The organism is Colwellia piezophila ATCC BAA-637 (assembly GCF_000378625.1).
In the GTDB taxonomy this organism is placed as follows: Bacteria; Pseudomonadota; Gammaproteobacteria; order Enterobacterales; family Alteromonadaceae; genus Colwellia; species Colwellia piezophila.
Map to the genome: position 1 here is coordinate 1 of NZ_KB905168.1, position 18,356 is coordinate 18,356.

Sequence of the window (18,356 nt, forward strand, 5' to 3'; positions counted from 1 at the left end):
GGCCAAGCTCCACTACATCAAATAGGCTATGGATTGGCGCATCAGTGATGATACCAAGGTCAATTATTCCCGTTTGTATTTCATTTAATATCTGATGATTAGGCGCTGCTTTTAGTTTAACAACAAGCTGAGGGTGCTGAACTTGTAAATCCAATAACTTAGGATAAAGCATCAGAGCAAGTGCACCAGAGCAAGCTAAAGTACAATCGCCAGAAAGCGGGTCGTCGAACGCTAACAGTTCCATTAACCCTTGCTCATTTTTAACTAATTGCCCTGCATATTGATAAACTAACCTGCCCTGCTCAGTTACTTCGAAGCTCTTTTTTTCTCTGCGAATTAAAGCATGACCGCATGCTTTTTCAAGTTTACTAATATGCTGGCTGACCCCAGGCTGAGTCATAAATAACTTTTCAGCGGTTTTAGTAAAATGCCCCATATCAACGAGCGTTACAAACGTATTTAACCAAGTAGGGTTTAACATCACCAAGAATCCATAACAATAAATTATCATTTTGATTATAATTGATAATTTCAAATAATAAACAATATTCCATACAATAGCGTCATTAAATTAAATCACGAATTAAACACTTAAATTCAAAACAGTTAAGTTTGGAGTAAATTATGAAAATGAATCACGTAGGCCTCATGGTTGGCGATATGGATAAAGCGGTTGAATTTTACACTAAAGCGCTTGGTCTAAAAATTGTAATGGGTAACACGAAGGTAAAAGAAGAGCGTGAAACTGCCATAGGCAGAATGTGTGTGGCTGTTTTTGGTGAAGGCTTTAAAGGCTTTAACATTGCACACCTAGTGACGACTGACGGCATTGGTATTGAAATGTTTGAAATGAAAGAGCGTCAAGAACGTCACGAAGTTGATTTCACCCGCCTTGGTATATTCCACTTCTGTCTTCAAACAGATGACTTTGAAGGTGCTATTGCGCGTACTGAACAATATGGCGGTAAAGTGCGTATGGACATTATGCGCTACCACCCAGAAGACGACAGTAAGCAAGCAAAAATGGTTTATTTAGAAGACCCGTTTGGCAATTTGTTTGAGCTTTACTCGCACTCTTATGAAGAAACTTACGCTTCTGATTACGAGTAATATATTTAACGTAAAACACGTTAAACGAATTATTTGAAGGCTACCCAATGGTGGCCTTTATTGTATCTGGCTGTAATAGAATAGTAACTCTGGCTATGTTTGTAGAGAGTTCAGTAAAGTATTCTAAGTCGCTTTCTGCCCTATACGAGATAGGATTATTACTTTTTAGTAAATAGGGTTTATTCATTCTCGAATATGATGAGTGGTCAAATCATAACTTTACTGGTTATTTAAATTAGCGAGTAAGAGATCACAACCTTGCTTTAATGCGACTAATTGCTCCATGGTCATGCTTGCTTTGCATAACATTGCATTAGGTACTTTTTCTGCTTGGTGTTGTAAATCACGCCCATCAAGGGTTAAAGAAATTATCATTACTCGTTCATCTTCTTTACTGCGTAATCGATTAATTAAGCCTTTAGTCTCTAATCGCTTCAACAGAGGTGTTAACGTGCCTGAATCCAAATGAATTTTACTGCCTAACTCTTTTACATTCATGGTTGAATATTGCCAAAGTACCATCATGACGATGTATTGTAGGTAGGTGAGATCTAATTCTTTAAGTAGAGGGCGGTAAGCCCTACCCATAGCGTTTGAAGCACTATAGAGAGAAAAACAAATTTGCTTATCTAACGTTAGATTTGATGATTGCTTGGTTTTGGTCATAATTTTAGCTTCTTTAAAAATAAATTGTGCACAATATACTTGCGTAATTATTATAATTCAATTAATATCACTTTAAGTTAAATTGTGCACAATAGAATTGCACACAGCTAATCATCATTCTACCTTAGAAGGCTACTAAAATGACTATTTTATATACTACATCAGCAACGGCAAATGCCGGCCGTAATGGCCAAGTAACAACAGATGATAAAAAATTAGACCTTGCGTTAAGTTATCCAAAAGAGATGGGTGGAACGGGTGAAGCAACAAATCCGGAGCAACTTTTTGCCGCGGGTTACTCGGCTTGTTTTTCAAATGCTATATTACATGTAGCCCGTGAAACTAAAGTGGCGATAAAATCAGCACCAACAACAGCGACTGTTGGCATTGGTCCAAATGAGACTAAAGGATTTGAACTAGCCGTTACTTTATCAATTGTATTAGATTTAGAGCAAAGCGAAGCTGTTCAACTTGTTAAAACAGCACATCAGGTCTGCCCTTATTCAAATGCAGTACGTGGTAATATCGATGTGAAATTAATCGTAAATGGTGTTGCTTTATAAACAACCTATAATCCTTTTTCTATCAGAAATAAACACTAGTTTGAGCTAATTAATCGTTAACTCATTTAATGACTATCAAGGAATAAATTATGCGCGCAGTTCGAATTCATCAATATGGTGGCACTGAAACTCTACAGTTAGATCAGATTGATACACCAGTAATCAATGCAGATGATATTTTGATTAAAGTTAAAGCTTCATCAATTAATCCTGTTGATTGGAAAATCAGAGAAGGCTATTTACAAGATTTTATCCCTTATAAATTACCCACTACCTTAGGTTGGGATGTAGCAGGAATCGTTTCAGCCGTGGGTGATTCAGTCACTGACTTTAAGATCGGAGATGAAGTTTATAGTCGTCCAGAGATTAGCCGAGATGGAACTTATGCCGACTATATCGCAGTAAAAGCTGACGAAGTGGCAATGAAGTCTACCAAGTTAGATTTCGCACAGGCAGCCGCGTTACCTTTAGCGGGCATTACCGCTTGGGAATGTCTAGTTGATGTAGGGCAACTGCAAGCAGGGCAACGTGTATTAATCCATGCCGGTGCGGGTGGTGTCGGACATCTAGCGATACAAATAGCTAAAGCAAAAGGTGCCATAGTTATTGCGACAGCCTCGGCAAAAAATCAAGATTTATTAACGAAATTTGGCGCTGACCAAGCGGTGGATTATAATAAAGGGACCTTACTTGAGCAGATTGAACCGGTTGATTTGGTTGTCGATACTATTGGTGGCACGGTGCAGAGCCAATCTTGGGCATTATTGAAAGCAGGTGGAATGTTAGTTTCTATCGTTGACCAACCGAGCGAAGAGATCGCAAAAGAGCACAACGTTAAGGCTGCTTTTGTTTTTATTCAGCCAAGTAGTCGTATTTTACGTGAGCTAAATACCTTAGTTGAACAGAATCAATTAATCCCATTTATTGAACATCGTTTTCCATTAGAAAATATCGCAGAGGCGCATTTACAAAGTCAATCTGGGCGTACACGCGGTAAAATAATTATCGAGGTAAGTTAATTTGTTAATTTGTTAATTTGAATTAGGTTAACTGAATTAAAAAGAAAAAGGTCGCATATTTTTTGCGATCTTTTTTAGATCTATACCTTAGATAAATAAACTTAAAATAGTTTCACCGTGAGCTGACATCAAACAAGTTAATTACATTTAACACTGCGAACTTTCGTTTATCATTATTGCCGCGCTCATTATGTTTGTCATATAGGGATATATTACATACTCGTAATAATCCCTTTTGCCGCAAATGATCATAATAGCTGTGGCGCTAAGTGCCCCAAAGTGATCATTATTAATTTAATTATGAATAACGGATATAGTGTTTTTTACGACGGTCAGGCTTGATAAGACCCTATTTACCATAAGAGTCTTATCTGGTTTGAGCTAATACACCCTACCTCTCATAAAAAAGGCAGCACCTAATCAAATAAGTACTGCCTTTATGCTTTATCACTGACTAATTAACTAAATTATTAGCCCTTAGTTAACATTAACCAATTAAGCTTCCAGTTATTATCCAATGATTTCAAGGTCACAGTATTTTTGCCTTTGTGCAATTGCACTGCTAGACCTTGTTGGGTCTGCCACTCATGATAACCGCCCGTTGCAGTCACTAGATCAATACCCACTTTTTTATCATTGGCCAATACTTCAAAACCTTTAGTATCACGGGGAGAAGCTACGCGATACTCCAGTTTATATAGACCCGCTTCAGGCACTTCTATTTGATAAGTGAATTGTGCTTCCGCACCAATTCCACCGATACCGGTGAAGTTGTAACCACCATCAACATCGGAAGTTTGTGTCAGCGAGCTATCACTCGATTCAGCAGCCCACTCAGCTTCAACGCGACCTGGAATCGAAACCCATCCCGCTTGGGTAGAAACTTCGCTATAGTGGCTTTGTTGATGAAAACTCACTGCAACAACCGCGTAGTCGTATTTCATTAAACCCATTTTCGGCTCAGTAAAACTAGTGCTAGTTAAATTTGTCGCTAAAAGCTTGAACATACCACCGGTAACTTCATTACGATATACACGGTAACTTTCAACATTTTCTTGTTTGCTTTTATCCCAACTGATGGTGACTGTTTTATCATCTTGCTCAATTTTTACATTACTGACTGCATCAGGAAATTCTGGCTGTATATCTCGGCGTTTTTGTTCTTGTTGCTGAGCAAAAGTTAATTTTGCTAAGAACTTTTTACTTGCTGAAGATAACTTAGGCGCTTCGCCATCCAACGCTAATCTAAAACCATCAACACCGCCAGAAAAATCTTCTGGAATACTACCGCGCTGCGCTAAAGGTGAATGACTCCAATGCCAACTACCTCCACGGGTAGCGCGGCTTTCACATTTTTCATCAATATAGGCTGAACCATCAATGGGGGTATTGTCATAATTTTCACTTCGACAATCAGCCAGCATTTCTAAGACGTTGCTCACCACATCATATAAGCCAAATTGATTAGCTTTGTACATGCCAACTATGCTGGCATAAGCCGAATGATCGTTGCAATTTGACATGTCACCCGACCAATTATAATAACTGGTATTACTATCACGTTGTAAAACGTTCTCACCGGTTAAGTCGGCAGTATTGGCATAGTCACATACTTTGGTTAGCTCGGTATCATCACCAAAAAAGTAATCGGTTGTAGTGCCAGCACGCGCCGCATATTCCCACTCGGCTTCGGTCGGTAAACGATACGGTTTACCTGTTTCTTTTGCTAACCACTGGGTGTACGCATTGGCGGCTTGCCAATTAATACAAACAACGGGCTGAAACTCACTGGTATTTAAGGCGTTAGTTTCCCAGTTCCCTTTTGAAGAAGCCCTGAACCAACCATTGAGTTGATGGCGACATTCTTGTGGTACCGCGTAATTAGTCGCTGCGACAAACTGACGAAACTCATTCACTGTCACTTCATATTTTCCCATACTAAATTCACTGACACTGACTTGGTGTAATGGTAACGAGTTGTCGCTCGCCTTTGAGCCCATTTCAAAACTGCCTGCGGGAATAGTTGCCATAATAGGTTCGATGGCTGAGCTGTTTTTAGCGGCATAAGTTTCACCGGCAAAAAGTGCCTGACTAGTTACAGATAAAAATAGCGCAGTTGCTAAGGTATTAAATTTCATTGGCTCTTCCTTTTTATAGAGAACACCACAATGAAAAAAACAGCCGCTAAAGTCCTATTAAAAAGCTAGTTATTGCTCAAAATAGAAAAATCCTAGAAAAAATATCTATTTTCGTCGCTCTGCACATAATTCAGGGACGTCATGCCTGTGGGGTATTAATCGAAGATGACGTTTACAGCAAGATCCTGAGTTAACTGCATGGTCATGTTTATTTTTAATAGTAACTGAGATATATAAAACAATACTTTTACTCAGTTAATTTCACATGATGAAAAACTAAGGTAACAATAAAATCAAACCTGACACTTGTGTCAACTAACCATTCTGCTATAGTCAATCCATACGTATATTCAAATCGATACAAAAATCAAAATTAAAGCGGAAAGAATAATGGTAGCCAATACAATAAAATTCCTGTTAAACAATGAGCTTGTAGAAATTACAAACTTAGATCCTAATACCACTGTTTTACAATACTTGCGTGAAGAGCAATTTAAATCTGGCACAAAAGAAGGTTGCGCTTCCGGTGATTGTGGTGCTTGTACTGTAGTACTTGCTGAACTAGATTCTGAGCATAACGATCAACTTAAATATAAATCAATTAACTCCTGTATAACCTTTGTCGGTAATTTACATGGCAAACAGTTGATCACCGTTGAAGATTTAAAAGATGGCGCTAAATTGCATCATGCCCAACAAACGCTTGTTGATAACCATGGTTCACAATGTGGCTTCTGTACCCCTGGTTTTGTTATGTCTTCATTTGCTTTACATAAGCACAACAACAAACCCAATCGCGCTGAGGTATTAGAAGCGTTAGCAGGAAATTTATGTCGCTGTACTGGTTACCGTTCAATTATTGCCGCTGCCATCACCTCGAGTGAAGGAGCTACAGAAGATTCATTTGCTCAGCATTACCAAGAAACTGTTGCCACGCTTAACGAATTAGAAAAATTACCAACGCCACATTTAACCGGTAATGGTCATCATTATGTTGCACCACAAAACATCGATGAGTTAGCGACTGAGTTAACCAATGAACCTAAAGCAACCTTGGTTGCTGGCGGTACCGATTTGGCCCTTGCGGTTACACAGAATTTAGCCACCATAAATAAACTTGTTTACTTGGGTAATGTTGCAGAATTAACCACTATTGAAGAAACAGACGCCGAAATTATTATTGGTTCCGCTCTGCCTTATAGTGATTTCATTGATACCTTACACCACTACTACCCTGAATTAGGTGAAATGATTGAACGTATTGGCGCCAAGCAAGTACGTAATACCGGTACTTTAGGTGGTAATATTGGTAACGCCTCCCCCATTGGTGATATGCCACCAGCACTTATTGCGCTGGGCGCAACGATGACTTTGCATGTTCAAGGTAAAGAACGCACCATCCTAGTTGAAGACTACTTTGTCGATTACAAGAAAACTGTACTTAAAACTTCTGAATTCATCAAATCCATTCAAATTCCTAAACCTAGAGCAGGTCAAACCTTAAAAATTTACAAGATTTCGAAACGTATTGATGACGATATCTCTGCGGTATTAGCTGCTTTTTTCATTGAACAAACACCGATAGAAAATGGCCAGAAAATTACTAAGGTCCGTTTAGCTTTTGGTGGCATGGCTGCTATTCCTAAACGTGCGCCAGTTGCTGAGGCGGTACTGCTAGGCAATAGCTTATCTAAAGAGTTAGTTGCACAAGCAAAAGTAGCGTTAGCCACCGATTTCCAACCACTGTCAGATGTTCGTGCGTCGAGCAAGTACCGTATGACAGTAGCTCAAAACCTTATTGAGAAATGTTATTTAGAGCTGCAAAGCGCCAATTCAAGAAAAGTTATTGAAACACGAGTGGTAAATCATGCGTAGCCTTATTGGAATAGAAAAGTTCGATGTAAAAAAAGCAAGCTCTAACACTGACAAAAGTATTGCTAATGGCCAAAAAAATGTTGGACTAGGCGGTGTAGGTCGCTCTAAAAAGCATGACAGTGCCGACAAGCACGTTGCGGGTGAAGCTATCTATGTTGATGACCGTCCATCACTGCGTGGTGAGTTACATGCTGCTGTTGGTCAAAGTACCGTTGCCCACGCTAACATCCTTTCAATGGACTTATCAGCCGTGAAGGCTGCGAAAGGTGTGGTAGCCGTAATTACTGTTGAAGATGTACCTGGTCATACCGATATCGGCCCAGTATTTCCTGGTGACCCGGTATTAGCCATAGGTAAAGTTGAATTTATCGGACAACCGATGTTTGCCGTAGCAGCAACCAGCTTCGATTTAGCAAGACGCGCAGTTAAGTTAGCAAAAATTGAGTATCAAGAACTTACAGCCGTATTAACGGTAAAAGATGCGCTAGCAAAACAAAACTTTGTTCGGCCACCTTTTACCATGAAACGTGGTGACTCTGATTCGGCAATTAAGTGTGCTGCCCATCAATTATCGGGTGAAATCAAAGTGGGTGGCCAAGAGCATTTCTATTTAGAAGGTCAAGTATCAACCGCCGAGCCAACTGAAGATGGCGGCATGAATATTTTCACTTCATCTCAACACCCCAGTGAAGTACAAAAGTTAGTGGCTGAAGTTTTAGATATTCCACTAAACAAAGTCTTAGTAGATATGCGCCGTATGGGTGGTGGTTTCGGTGGTAAAGAAACCCAAGCTGCACCTTGGGCATGTATTGCCGCTTTACTTGCTAATGAAACAAAACGTCCAGTTAAATTTAAACTAGCTCGAATGGACGATATGATCATGACGGGTAAACGTCACCCATTTGAAAATAACTACACCGTTGGTTTTGACAAAGATGGTCAAATCAAAGGAATCAACATTGAAGTAAATGGTAACTGTGGTTATTCACCCGATTTATCAGATGCGATTGTTGATAGAGCGATGTTCCACTCAGATAATGCTTACTACTTAGATCAAGCTACTATTACCGGTAACCGTTGTAAACTAAACACCGTTTCTCATACCGCTTACCGTGGTTTTGGTGGTCCTCAAGGCATGATGACCATTGAATTAATCATGGATGAAATTGCTCGTCACCTGGGTAAAGACCCTTTAGAAATTCGTAAAATAAACTTATATGGTAAAGATGAACGTAACGTAACCCACTATCATCAGACAGTTGAGCATAACAATTTAAGCGAGATCATTGAGACATTAGAAGAAAGTTCAGATTACCAAAAACGTCGTAAAGCGATAACTGAATATAATGCTAATAACAGCATACTGAAAAAAGGTATTGCCTTAACACCGGTTAAATTTGGTATTTCTTTTACTGTTCAGCATTTAAACCAAGCTGGTGCACTAGTTCATGTTTACACTGATGGCACAATTCACTTAAGCCATGGTGGTAGTGAGATGGGTCAAGGCTTGAATATTAAAGTAGCGCAAATTGTTGCGGAAGAATTTCAAGTTGATGTTGATACTATTGCCATTTCTTCGGCCCGTACCGATAAAGTACCAAACTCATCTCCAACAGCAGCCTCTTCAGGTACTGATTTAAATGGTAAAGCGGCACAAGCGGCGGCTAAAACCATCAAAAAACGTCTAATTGACTTCGCTTGTCAGAAATATCAAGTCGAAGCAGGACAAGTTCACTTTGAAAATAGTAATGTTATTGTTGGCGAGCAAAGCTTTAGCTTTGCTGAGTTCTCGCAAATAGCTTATATGGGGCGTGTTTCATTATCATCTACGGGTTTCTATAAAACCCCTAAAATTCATTTTGACCGTGCTACCGGTAAAGGGCGTCCGTTCTTCTATTACGCCACTGGTGCTGCGGTATCCGAAGTTATCATTGATACCTTGACCGGTGAATATAAAACCTTACGTACCGATATCTTGCAAGATGTTGGTCACTCAATTAACCCAGCGATTGATCTTGGTCAAATTGAAGGCGCCTTTATTCAAGGTATGGGTTGGTTAACCACAGAAGAATTAGTGTGGAATGAGCAAGGTCGCTTACTTTCTAACAACCCAGCGACATACAAAATACCCGCAATTAATGATACTCCTGAAGATTTCAGAGTGGCCTTAGTGCCTGACGCACCAAACCGTGAACACACTATCTACAATTCAAAAGCCGTAGGTGAACCGCCGTTTATGTTAGGAATATCCGTTTGGTCAGCACTTAAAGATGCCATTTCCAGTGTTGATGATTATAAAACTAGCCCGGCACTCGATACCCCCGCAACACCTGAACGGGTATTGTTTGCTGTTGAAGCAGCCAAAGCATCTCAAGCACGAGCAGAAAATCAAGCTGCGGCTGCGGCTGCGGCGAAGTAAGCGGAATAAATAGGAATATCATCATGAAAATGAATTGGACCGGTGCAGTACACCAACTAAACAAACAAGGTAAAGCCTATGTTGTTGCCACCATTGTCGGGGTAACCGGTTCAACACCGCGTAATAGTGGCACCAAAATGGTGATAACCAATGAAGATATTTTTGACACTATCGGTGGTGGTCACCTTGAACATAAGGTGATTAAACATGCTCACCAGCTGTTAACTAGCGGTGAAGCGTGTCAACAACTTGAGCATTTTCAATTAGGTGCACAGTTAGGCCAATGTTGCGGTGGTGATGCCAGCGTATTATTTGAGTGTTTTGCCGCTAGTGGTGCCAACATCATACTCTTTGGTGCTGGCCATGTGGGTAAAGCGCTGATTCCAATCCTAGCAGGCTTACCCTGCAGCATTACTTGGGTCGATAACCGCGCTGAGCAGTTTCCTGATGATATCGATAGTTACTCCAATGTTACTGCCGTTATTAGTGAAAATCCGGCTGAAGAAGTGGCAACTATGCCGACAAACAGTTACTACATTGTAATGACACACAACCACCAGCTTGATTTTGACATTAGTCATAACATTTTAAAACGCGCTGATTTTGCTTATTCAGGCTTAATTGCTTCAGATACTAAATGGCGTCGTTTTCAACAAAGGTTTCAACATCGCGATATTGAAAAAGGCTTAGTAGAAAAAATGAACTGCCCTATCGGTTTAGCACAAGTACAAGGCAAGTTGCCGATGGAAGTGGCGGTATCAGTTGCCGGTGAAATCATTGAGCTTTATCAAGCCCAGTTGGCTGCCAATAGCGGTGCTAACCCCGACGCCAATAGGCAAAAAAATGCCAAGCCAAAAAGCTCCAAAAAAGGCATTTCTTGGCAAGAGCTGAAAAGCTTAATGACTGAAGAAACTAGCTAAGAAGTTAGCTAATAAGTGCAGTAGTTAGCGCAAGTAAGAATATAGATAAAAGATATGCTCGCACATATTTACTAGTAAAAAGACAGTTCAGATGTTCACGTTTATCAATTTTAGAGGAGTAGCAAGGTGAGCCATTTTGCTCTACAAAGTACACAAGTAGTGATTGCAGGAAAAATGATTGCGGCTTGTGTTGAAGTTAAAGATGAATTAATCATTGCCATTCATAGTCATGGCCAAGTGTTAAGCTGCGAAGTTAAAGACTTTGGCGATCAAGTTATTATGCCTGGTCTAGTTGACTCGCATGTACATATTAACGAGCCAGGTCGTACTGAGTGGGAAGGTTTTAATACTGCTACTCAAGCGGCTGCCGCTGGTGGTATCACCGCCTTAGTTGATATGCCGTTAAACTGTATTCCAGTAACAACCACTAAAGCCGCTTTTCAAGAAAAGCTCGATTCTGTTCACGATAAACTTTGGGTTGATTGTGGTTTTTGGGGTGGTGTTGTGCCACACAATATTGATGATTTAGATGATTTACTTGATGCTGGTGTTTTGGGCGTTAAGTCTTTTTTGATTGATTCAGGTATCGAAGAGTTTCCACCTGTTACAGCGAAAGATATGCGTGCCGCTATGCCTATTCTAGCCAAACATGATGTGCCTTATTTGATCCACGCAGAGCTTGATTGTGGCCATTTTGATGATATTGAAATCACCAAAGAATACAACTCGTTCTTAGCATCACGACCAAAGAGTTGGGAAAACGATGCTATCTCGTTAATGGTTGATATGGCGCGCGAATCTAAAGCAGCCGGCGATAATTGTAAAATTCATATCGTGCATTTATCCTCTGATGAAGCGTTAAGCACAATTGCGCAAGCCAAATCTGAAGGGTTACGCTTTACCGCAGAAACCTGCCCTCATTATTTAACCATTGCCTCAGAAAATATTCCCGATGGCAAAACGTTATTCAAATGTTGTCCGCCAATCCGTGAAAACAAAAACCGTGAGCACTTATGGCAAGCGATTGCCGATGGTCGTTTAGACTTTATCGTTTCTGATCACTCTCCTTGTACACCAGAATTAAAACATATTGATACTGGTGATATTGAAAAAGCCTGGGGTGGTATTTCAGCACTACAATTTGGTTTATCGTTAATTTGGACTGAAGCCAAAGAACGTGGTTTTACCTTAGTAGATCTCGCGCGTTTGATGTCATTAGAAACCGCTAAATTTTCTGGCTTAGACGGCATTAAAGGCGCCATTAAAATAGGTAATCATGCAGATTTTTGCATATTTGACCCAACTATTGAATACACCATTACCACCGAAATGATCAAGCACAAACACAATATTACCCCTTATGCAGGTCGTAAGGTGTTTGGCCAAGTAAACCATACCTTTGTCCGTGGTTTTCATGTTTATCAGCAAGATGAATTCATTAATTCGCCCATTGGCCGACCGTTACTTAAAGGTCAGTTGTAAGGCTTTTAAAAAATACTGAATAGCAAAGATTAATAGAAAATACTTACTCGAAAAAGAAGAACATTAATATTCTCGCAATGTATCAGAGTCGACAAAGACTTGCCTGACAATGCAGTAACTGGAGATAGAAAATGATTGAAGATTGGTTAGCACAAAACAAATTGTCGACAGAAGACGCGGTATTAGAGCAAAAATTAAAAAGCCAGTATGTCGATTTAGCCAGCGAAAAAGTCGGTGGTGAAACACTTTCATGTAGTGATGATTTCTTCGCTGAAATGGAAAATTTATTAAAAGTAGGACGTGGTATTTTTATCGAAGAGAAATTTACTGAACGTGGTAAATGGATGGACGGTTGGGAATCACGCAGAAGTTATGGCCGTAACAACGGTCGTGATTCTGACTGGTGCATTATCCGTTTAGGCATCAGTGGCGTTATTCGCGCCTTTGATATCGACACCAACTATTTCCGTGGTAACGCGCCAGAAAAAGTTTCCGTAGAAGCTTGTGTTAGTGAAGTACAACCAAATGAAGATACCGTTTGGCATACTGTTTTGACCGCTACCGACGTGAAAGCTCACAGTCAGAACCTTTTTGTGCTCGACTCTGAACAAAAGGCAAATGATACGGCTTTTACCCATGTGCGTTTAACCATGTTCCCTGATGGTGGTATTGCTCGTTTCCGTGTTTATGGTGAAGCAGAGGTAAATTGGAATGACTTTGTTGACGGTGAACTCATTGACCTAGCGTCGATTAAAAACGGTGCCAAAGCATTATTAGTAAGCGATATGTTCTTCAGTGATAAAAACAACCTAATCATGCCTGGCCGTGGCGCTAACATGGGTGATGGTTGGGAGACTAAACGTCGTCGTGACCCAGGTCCAGACTGGTCAATTGTTAAACTTGCCGCTACCGGAACAGTAAATAAAGTCATCATTGATACTTGTCATTTTAAAGGTAACTTCCCTGATACCTTTATGCTTGAAGGTTGTATCAGCGATAGTGATGATTTCACCGAAAACGCAGCACCTGTAACTTGGACAGCAATTATTCCAAGCACGAAATTATATGCTCATCGTGAACACTTATTCACTAAAGAAATCATCGTAGAAAAAGATCAGCCTTTCACTCACGTACGGTTAAGTATCTTCCCTGATGGCGGTATTTCTCGCATGCGTGTTTTTGGTAAACGCCAAGGTTAGCTAGCGAGTACTCAGGGTAAGGTTTTAACTCTCTTACCCTGAGTTACAGTCAATTAACGGTATTGACTAAAAAACGATTAAAGGAAGAGAAATGTTATTAGAAGATTTAAACCAATTACCAGCAAGCGATGCTAGCCATATTTTTATGCAGTGTTGTACTGCAAGTGCTTGGGTAAGCAACATGGTGAAAGCTCGTCCATTCGCTGATAGCCAAGCGATAAAAAAAGCCGCTGATGATGCTTGGTTAGGCTTAACTGAGCAAGATTATTTTGAAGCCTTTGATGGTCATCCTAAAATTGGAGATGTCAGTAGTTTGCGCGCTAAGTATGCCAACACCAAAGAATTAGCCGGTAATGAGCAAGGTTTAGTTAAAGAAGCGAACGAAACTGTGCTTGAAGTCCTTTCTCAAGGTAATAGCGATTACCAAGAAAAATTCGGCTTTATTTTTATTATTTGTGCAACCGGTAAAAGTGCTCAACAAATGTCTGATTTATTGCAGGCTCGTTTACCAAACAGTCGAGCGCAAGAGCTTGTTAATGCCGCTGAAGAGCAACGTAAAATATTCCAACTGCGCATTACTAAAGCCTTCGAAAAAGCACTAGCTGAAGGCTAGTCGCTTGCACCAGTTAAGCTAAGTTTTAAAGCTGTTTTTTAAGGCTATTTATTTAAAGGACTTTTTAAGGAAAGAATATGAGTCAAATTACTACTCACATATTAGATACAACCCGTGGTTTACCTGCGCAAAATGTTCCAATTACCTTGTTTGCTCAAGACGGCGAAGGCTGGAAAGAGATAAACGGCGGAGTTACTAATACTGACGGTCGTTTACCGGGTTTATTAGCTGATGATGATAAATTACCTGCGGGCATTTACCGCATGCATTTTGCTACCGCGGTGTATTTTGAAGCGAACAAAGAAACAGGGTTTTACCCATACGTTGATATCGTTTTTGAAATTGACGCCAGCGGCACTCATTACCATATTCCATTATTGCTAACAGCCTATGGCTACTCTACTTACCGTGGTAGCTAATCGCTCAGTATCAATAACCTGCTTTTTAGTAATAGCTTAGTAGCACTTAACTAGTAGATAGCAACAGTTTCAGCCAGTAGAAAAATATTAACCGTTAAGCATGACTATTAACAGAGAGATTAAGATGACCAGTAAAATCATTAATGTTGTACCCCAAGAGCTAACGGCAGAGAATTTCTCAGCTTATGGGGATGTTATTTCAGTGTCCGAAAGTGCTGAACATTTCGCCATTAATGATGGCCACACCATGCGTTATCATAATCTTGCTGACGTTGATGTAACTGAACAAGAGGGTAAAACCTTGATTAATATTTTTCGTTCCTCCCCGCTGGCTTTTCCTTTACCTATCGAAATGATGGAACGCCATCCTTTAGGCAGCCAAGCATTTATCCCTCTGGGCAAGCAACCTTATGTGGTTGTGGTTGCGCCAAAAGGGGAACTAGATAGCTCAGCCATTAAAGTGTTTTTAGCCAGCGCTGAGCAAGGGGTAAACTACCATAAAGGTACTTGGCACCACTTCTGTTTAGCACTCAATGAAGTCAGTGACTTTCTGGTAGTCGATCGCGGCGGAGAAGGTGATAACTGCGATGTAGAAAAACTCGACGGTTCAATCGTTATCACGCTAGCAGAATAATCAATAATTTGATTCAAATTGATGAATCGGATGATAAAAAATAAATTAATTTAGTGCGGCTAGTATATACCCAAGCGACCTGAAGATGCAGGTTTCAGCTGGAATTAGAAATACCTTTAAGCAAGGCATTGATTGAAGAGAATAGTTCTTCTATTGTCGAAATCGATAACGTAGCATAAAGCGTTTCTAAACCAGCCCTGCGGGGACGTCGGAGCAAACCATGTTCATCGTTACCTCCTTTTTTAAGGGAATAACCCTTAATAAAATGAGGCGCCTTGATCATGAATTGCTCAAGCGTCCTGAAACACGCATATTCAAGTGGCTTGGGTATGAATACATAGCATCACAAATAAGTAAAAGGTTAAATAATATGTCGAACAACACTGCAAACACTTCTTCTACAAGTGAAGTAATAAGTCAACCAACAAACACCGGCCGCAAAGCATACCGTGGCGAAGTACTACACTTTTTAGCAGATCCTGCCAAAGTCACTGAGGAAGATAGTTACCAGTACTTTGAAGATGGGCTTTTAGTTATCAACAATGGCTTAGTTGAAGTTGTCGGTCACGCTAAAGATTTATTAGTAACCTTACCAAGTGACGTTGTTATTACCCAATATGAAAATGGTCTAATCATGCCTGGGTTCATCGATACCCATGTGCATTATGCACAATCTGAAATGGTCGCGTCATACGGCGAACAGTTACTCGAGTGGTTAGAAAATTATACCTTCCCTGAAGAAAAACAATTTGCTGATATAGAACACGGTAAACGTGTCGCTGAATTTTTCTTAAGCCAATTATTAGACGCCGGTACTACCACGGCTTTAGTGTTTGGTACTGTCCATAAAGAATCTGTTGATGCTTTTTTCACTATCGCGCAACAGAAAAAATTACGTATGATTTGCGGTAAAGTTTTGATGAACCAAAACTGCCCCGACGACCTGCAAGACACAACAGAATCTGGCTATACCGACAGCAAAGCATTAATTGAAAAGTGGCATAAAACCGACCGTTTACTTTACGCCGTAACGCCACGTTTCGCGCCAACCTGTTCAACTGAGCAGTTAAATATGGCTGGTGACTTATTAAAAGAATATCCAGGTGTTTATCTACACACCCATTTATCTGAAAACAAAGATGAAATAGCTTGGGTGAGTGACTTATTCCCCGACAGTGACGGTTACCTAGATGTATATGACAAAAGCAGTTTATTAGGCCGTCGTAGTATTTTCGCGCACGGTGTACATTTGCATGACCACGAATGTCAGCGCTTAGGTGAAACAAACTCAGCTATCGCTTTTTGCCCTACTTCAAACCTATTTTTAGGCAGTGGTTTGTTTAACTTAAAACAAGCTGAAAAGTTTGATGTCAATGTCGGTTTAGGTACAGATATCGGCGCTGGCAGTAGCTTCTCAATGTTAACGACATTAAACGAAGGTTATAAAACGCAGCAATTACGTGGTGATAAATTTAGCCCATTCAAATCTTTATATTTAGCAACCTTAGGTGGCGCGGTTGCCTTAGATTTAGAAGGAACCATAGGTAACTTCGTTCAAGGTGCTGAAGCTGACTTTATTGTGCTTGATTATCAAGCTACACCTTTAATGGATATACGTATAAAACGTTGTAAAACATTAACTGAAAAGCTATTCGTTTTGAGTATGTTAGGCGATGACCGACATGTTAAAGCTACCCATATAATGGGTGAGAAAGTTTAATTAATAAATTATTTAATACCTGAAACCTGCGAATACGGCATCAGAAGTACTCATTTATAGTTATAAATTCCGTGCTTCTTCTTTGTACTCACATACTTCAGTCATCAACTAATTCACTAATGGTATATTAATTTTAAAATTATAAAACGCTTCACTTACTAAAGATTAAGAAGCTAATAAAAATACCAGTACTACATATAACAGAAAGTTGCCTAGCTGGGTCTAAGGCAACATCACTTAAGAAACTAATTTTTCAAAAGAGAGATTATTCAACAATTTAATTAACTAGTCATAAAAACATAAAATTATAAAACGTCTACTACCAGTAGACGTACTAAAGGAAAGACTATGGACCCGTATATTACTGAGTGGTTAAATTTAATCATTCGCTTCGCACATTTAGTCGTTGGTATCGCTTGGATCGGTGCCTCATTCTATTTTGTCTGGTTAGATAACCATCTGGAAAAACCACCTGAATGGAAAGCAGAGAAAGGCATTTCCGGTGATCTTTGGGCTATCCATGGTGGTGGTTTTTACGAAGTAGCTAAATACAAACTAGCACCACCAAAAATCCCAACAACTTTACATTGGTTTAAGTGGGAAGCTTACACCACCTGGATCACAGGCTTCTTATTATTATCACTAATGTTTTATGTTGGTGCTGAATCATACTTAATTGACCCACGTGTACAAGAGTTAACACAATGGCAAGCAATTGCCCTAGGTATAGGCTCTATTGTTATCGGTGTTGGTAGTTATGAGTTATTAGTTAGAACAAAACTTAAAGATCACGGTTTAGTGTTAGCGCTTATTTTATTCATTATTGCTACGGCTTTATCTTACGGTTTAACACAAGTATTTAGTGCTCGTGGTGCTTATATGCATATGGGCGCAATCATGGGTACTATCATGGCTGGTAACGTATTCTTCGGTATCATGCCATCGCAACGCGCCTTAGTAAAAGCGGTTGAAGATGGAGAAACGCCTGATTCTAAATATGGTTTAAATGCTAAGTTACGTTCTACTCATAATACTTACATCACTTTGCCGGTGTTATTTATTATGATTTCTAATCATTACCCCATCACTTATAACCACAGTGCCAACTGGTTAGTATTGATGGTAATCATAGTTATCACTGCAGCTGTTCGTCAATACTTCGTGTTACGTCACTTCGGCAAACATAAACCTATGGTTTTAGTCGGATCTGTTATTGCTACCGTAATTCTTGCTTATCTGATTGCGCCAAAAAACATTGAGCTTACTGCCGAGCAAAAACAACAAGTTGTTAGCCACACACAAGTTCAACAAATTATTGCAAACCGTTGTACGGCCTGTCATTCAGAAACACCAACGGATGATGTTTTCACCAGCCCTCAAGGTGGTGTTATTTTCACTGATATCGCCTCTATCAAACAATGGGCGCCAAGAATTGAAGCACGGGTTATTAACTCAAAAGATATGCCCTTTATGAATAAAACTAAAATGACTGACCAAGAGCGCCTAACGCTGTCACTTTGGTTAAAGCAAATCAAATAAGTTTAAAACACATTATTTGAATTGGTATTGAGCCAAATGA

At 39.9% G+C, this 18,356-nt stretch carries 16 protein-coding genes; 13 read left to right on the plus strand and 3 right to left on the minus strand.

Annotation, left to right across the window (positions count from 1 at the left end; translation table 11 throughout):
* The coding region (locus tag F580_RS0115195; RefSeq protein ID WP_019028599.1) for a LysR family transcriptional regulator at window positions 1-481 on the minus strand (481 nt) is incomplete at its 3' end.
* Between the two features lie 143 nt (window positions 482-624).
* Here F580_RS0115195 and F580_RS0115200 point away from each other — a divergent pair.
* Window positions 625-1,110 (plus strand): VOC family protein, encoded by a 486-nt coding sequence (locus tag F580_RS0115200; RefSeq protein WP_019028600.1) that lies wholly within the window; start codon window positions 625-627, stop codon window positions 1,108-1,110.
* Between the two features lie 219 nt (window positions 1,111-1,329).
* Here the strand turns inward: F580_RS0115200 and ohrR are convergent, their stop codons facing one another.
* Window positions 1,330-1,776 (minus strand): transcriptional regulator OhrR, encoded by a 447-nt coding sequence (gene ohrR / locus F580_RS0115205; RefSeq protein ID WP_019028601.1) that lies wholly within the window; start codon window positions 1,774-1,776, stop codon window positions 1,330-1,332.
* A gap of 140 nt (window positions 1,777-1,916) precedes the next feature.
* Between ohrR and ohr the strand changes: the two genes are divergently transcribed.
* Window positions 1,917-2,339 (plus strand): organic hydroperoxide reductase Ohr, encoded by a 423-nt coding sequence (gene ohr / locus F580_RS0115210; RefSeq protein ID WP_019028602.1) that lies wholly within the window; start codon window positions 1,917-1,919, stop codon window positions 2,337-2,339.
* A gap of 89 nt (window positions 2,340-2,428) precedes the next feature.
* A complete protein-coding gene (locus F580_RS0115215; protein WP_019028603.1) occupies window positions 2,429-3,358 on the plus strand; it encodes an NADP-dependent oxidoreductase in 930 nt (309 codons plus the stop codon).
* A 470-nt stretch (window positions 3,359-3,828) separates the two neighbouring features.
* Here the strand turns inward: F580_RS0115215 and F580_RS0115220 are convergent, their stop codons facing one another.
* Window positions 3,829-5,496, minus strand: coding sequence for an SUMF1/EgtB/PvdO family nonheme iron enzyme (locus F580_RS0115220; protein ID WP_019028604.1), 1,668 nt, complete (start codon window positions 5,494-5,496; stop codon window positions 3,829-3,831).
* A gap of 390 nt (window positions 5,497-5,886) precedes the next feature.
* Between F580_RS0115220 and xdhA the strand changes: the two genes are divergently transcribed.
* The 10 genes from xdhA to F580_RS0115270 all read left to right on the plus strand — a co-directional run bounded on the left by xdhA (window position 5,887) and on the right by F580_RS0115270 (window position 18,316).
* Window positions 5,887-7,371 (plus strand): xanthine dehydrogenase small subunit, encoded by a 1,485-nt coding sequence (xdhA, locus tag F580_RS0115225; RefSeq protein WP_019028605.1) that lies wholly within the window; start codon window positions 5,887-5,889, stop codon window positions 7,369-7,371.
* Window positions 7,364-9,790 (plus strand): xanthine dehydrogenase molybdopterin binding subunit, encoded by a 2,427-nt coding sequence (gene xdhB, locus F580_RS0115230; RefSeq protein WP_019028606.1) that lies wholly within the window; start codon window positions 7,364-7,366, stop codon window positions 9,788-9,790. The genes xdhA and xdhB overlap by 8 nt, the downstream gene beginning before the upstream one ends.
* 23 nt (window positions 9,791-9,813) lie before the next feature.
* Window positions 9,814-10,710 (plus strand): xanthine dehydrogenase accessory protein XdhC, encoded by an 897-nt coding sequence (xdhC, locus tag F580_RS24635; RefSeq protein ID WP_019028607.1) that lies wholly within the window; start codon window positions 9,814-9,816, stop codon window positions 10,708-10,710.
* A gap of 126 nt (window positions 10,711-10,836) precedes the next feature.
* Window positions 10,837-12,192: an allantoinase AllB gene (gene allB / locus F580_RS0115240; protein WP_019028608.1), complete on the plus strand. Its 1,356-nt coding sequence runs from the start codon at window positions 10,837-10,839 to the stop codon at window positions 12,190-12,192.
* Window positions 12,193-12,323: 131 nt separating this feature from the next.
* Window positions 12,324-13,391, plus strand: coding sequence for an allantoicase (gene alc, locus F580_RS0115245; protein WP_019028609.1), 1,068 nt, complete (start codon window positions 12,324-12,326; stop codon window positions 13,389-13,391).
* A 91-nt stretch (window positions 13,392-13,482) separates the two neighbouring features.
* Complete coding sequence (gene uraD / locus F580_RS0115250) at window positions 13,483-14,004, plus strand: 2-oxo-4-hydroxy-4-carboxy-5-ureidoimidazoline decarboxylase (RefSeq protein WP_019028610.1); 522 nt, start codon at window positions 13,483-13,485, stop codon at window positions 14,002-14,004.
* A gap of 77 nt (window positions 14,005-14,081) precedes the next feature.
* On the plus strand, window positions 14,082-14,423 hold the full coding sequence (gene uraH / locus F580_RS0115255) for a hydroxyisourate hydrolase (protein ID WP_019028611.1): 342 nt from the start codon (window positions 14,082-14,084) through the stop codon (window positions 14,421-14,423).
* Window positions 14,424-14,547: 124 nt separating this feature from the next.
* Window positions 14,548-15,057, plus strand: coding sequence for an ureidoglycolate lyase (locus F580_RS0115260; RefSeq protein WP_019028612.1), 510 nt, complete (start codon window positions 14,548-14,550; stop codon window positions 15,055-15,057).
* 370 nt (window positions 15,058-15,427) lie between these two features.
* Window positions 15,428-16,777 (plus strand): guanine deaminase, encoded by a 1,350-nt coding sequence (gene guaD / locus F580_RS0115265; RefSeq protein ID WP_019028613.1) that lies wholly within the window; start codon window positions 15,428-15,430, stop codon window positions 16,775-16,777.
* Between the two features lie 348 nt (window positions 16,778-17,125).
* Complete coding sequence (locus F580_RS0115270; protein WP_019028614.1) at window positions 17,126-18,316, plus strand: urate hydroxylase PuuD; 1,191 nt, start codon at window positions 17,126-17,128, stop codon at window positions 18,314-18,316.
* The last annotated feature ends 40 nt before the right edge of the window (window positions 18,317-18,356 follow it).